Below are 1,949 nucleotides of genomic sequence, written 5' to 3' on the forward strand. Positions count from 1 at the left end.
TCCTGGTCAACAACGCCTCCCGCCAGATCTGGCACGACGGCATCGAGAACATCCCGGACGAGGATTTCGACGCCACCATGAAGACCAACATCTACTCCTACTACCGCGTGACCAAGGCGGCGATCCCGCACCTCAAGGCCGGTTCGTCGATCATCTTCACCTCCTCGGTGCAGGCGTACAACCCCTCCCCGCATCTGCTGGACTACGCCCTGACGAAGGCCGCGCAGAACAACCTGTCGAAGGGCCTGGCCGAGCAGCTCGCGCCTGAGGGCATCCGCGTCAACGCCGTGGCACCCGGCCCGGTGTGGACCCCGCTGCAGCCCTCCCACGGGCAGCCTCCGGAGAAGCTCGAGGGCTTCGGCCAGCACTCCCCGGTGGGCCGGGCGGGCCAGCCCGCGGAGCTGGCGGGAGCCTACGTGTTCCTGGCCTCCGACGAGGCGTCGTTCGTCATGGGTGAAACCCTCGGCGTCACGGGTGGCACCCCGACGCCTTAAGCGTCGACGTTGCCCTGCTTCCACGTCTCCCACGGGATGTTCCAGTCCCCGAGGCCGTCGTAGCCGGACAGCGTCCCGCCGACCGTGTTCTGCACGACCACGGGGTCGCCGCGCTTGACGGTGTTCTGGAACCACTGCGCGGCCTCGGTGGTGACGTTGATGCAGCCGTGGGAGACGTTGCGGTAGCCCTGGTCCCCCACTGACCAGGGGGCGGCGTGGACATAGATGCCCGACCAGGACATCTGCGTGGCGTACGACACCGGCGTCTTGTATCCGCCCTCGTCATAGGCCAGGCCGTAGGTCATGGAATCCATGACCATCGACTCCAGCTGATCGCCGATGATGTAGGTGCCGTTCGGGGTGGCCCAGCGGGCGGTGTCGCGCCCCAGGGAGACGGGGATGGTGCGCAGCGCCTCGCCGCCCCGGTAGACGGTCATCGACTTGGTGGCATCGTCGACGACGGTGCGCACGTCCTCGCCGATGGTGAAGCTCATCTCGTTGTCCTGCGAGCCGTAGGTGCCGCCGCCGAGGTGGGCACCGTAGAGATCGGCCCGGACGCTCACCGAGGTGCCCGGCTGCCAGTACTCCGCCGGCCGCCAGCGCAGCTCGGAGTTGTTGAGCCAGTAGAAGGCTCCCTCCACCGCGGGGGAGGTGGTGATGGTGATGGCATCCTGCGCGGCCTGCCGGTCCTTGATCGCCACGCCGAAACGCATCGTGATGGTCTGCGCGACGCCGACCACGGCGCCGTCGAGAGGCGCCAGCGCCACCCCGCTTGTCGACGCCGGACTCGGCGTCTCAAACACCGTCGTCGACGTCTGCCCCGCCCTGTCCTTCGCGACAATCGTGTACGTCCGGTGGTAACCGAGAACCTCCGCGGTGGTCCACGTCTTCTTGTCCGCGGACAGCTCCGACTCCACGACCTTGCCGTTCTGGTTGGTCATGGTGACCGAAGTCAGCCCCTCCTCGGAGGTGACGGTGACGGGCACGGAGGGATCGACATCCTCCGCACCGTCTTTGACCGACACCTCCAGCGGCGCCGGAGCCGCCGCCGTGACGGTCTCCTCCGACCCGCTTATCGACGTCCGCTCAATCGTGCAGGCCGTCATACTCAACGCCACCAGCACCGCCACACCCCAGCGCAGTGGGGACCTCAAGACCTTCACGTACTACCTCAGCAACTCTCCAGCCGACGGTGGTGAGCCGTCGCGAACAACCGCCACCCTACTTCTCCCCGCACACAACACCAAGATCGGACACATCACGATCCGGCATCACAGGTGAACGACACGTTAAATCCACAGCCTGACCTGGCGATTTTGTGGGTTCCACGAACGCCTGTTATATTTTTCTTCGTTGCCCGGTCAGCCCGGAAGACACCAGCGCCATTAGCTCAATTGGTAGAGCAACTGACTCTTAATCAGTGGGTTCGGGGTTCGAGTCCCTGATGGCGCACCA

2 protein-coding genes and 1 tRNA gene are annotated in these 1,949 nt (G+C 65.7%); 2 read left to right on the forward strand and 1 reads right to left on the reverse strand.

Going from position 1 to position 1,949, the window contains the following annotated elements; translation table 11 throughout:
* Positions 1 to 494: SDR family oxidoreductase (locus tag Q4F73_RS12410; protein WP_303359647.1), on the forward strand; the 494-nt coding region annotated here is incomplete at its 5' end.
* On the opposite strand, the gene Q4F73_RS12415 is transcribed toward Q4F73_RS12410, so the two are convergent.
* Positions 491 to 1,600, reverse strand: coding sequence for an Ig-like domain-containing protein (locus Q4F73_RS12415; RefSeq protein ID WP_303359648.1), 1,110 nt, complete (start codon positions 1,598 to 1,600; stop codon positions 491 to 493). The two genes, Q4F73_RS12410 and Q4F73_RS12415, sit on opposite strands and share 4 nt — an antisense overlap.
* Positions 1,601 to 1,873: 273 nt before the next feature.
* On the opposite strand from Q4F73_RS12415, the gene Q4F73_RS12420 reads away from it, so the two are divergent.
* Positions 1,874 to 1,949, forward strand: a tRNA-Lys gene (locus tag Q4F73_RS12420).

Origin of the sequence: Corynebacterium sp. (assembly GCF_030535495.1) — a bacterium.
Classification (GTDB): domain Bacteria; phylum Actinomycetota; class Actinomycetes; order Mycobacteriales; family Mycobacteriaceae; genus Corynebacterium.

What these genes read in the sequence shown, in the direction of transcription:
- Q4F73_RS12415 (WP_303359648.1), bottom strand. Translation starts at nt 1,600, where the DNA reads ATGACGGCCTGCACGATTGAGCGGACGTCGATAAGCGGGTCGGAGGAG.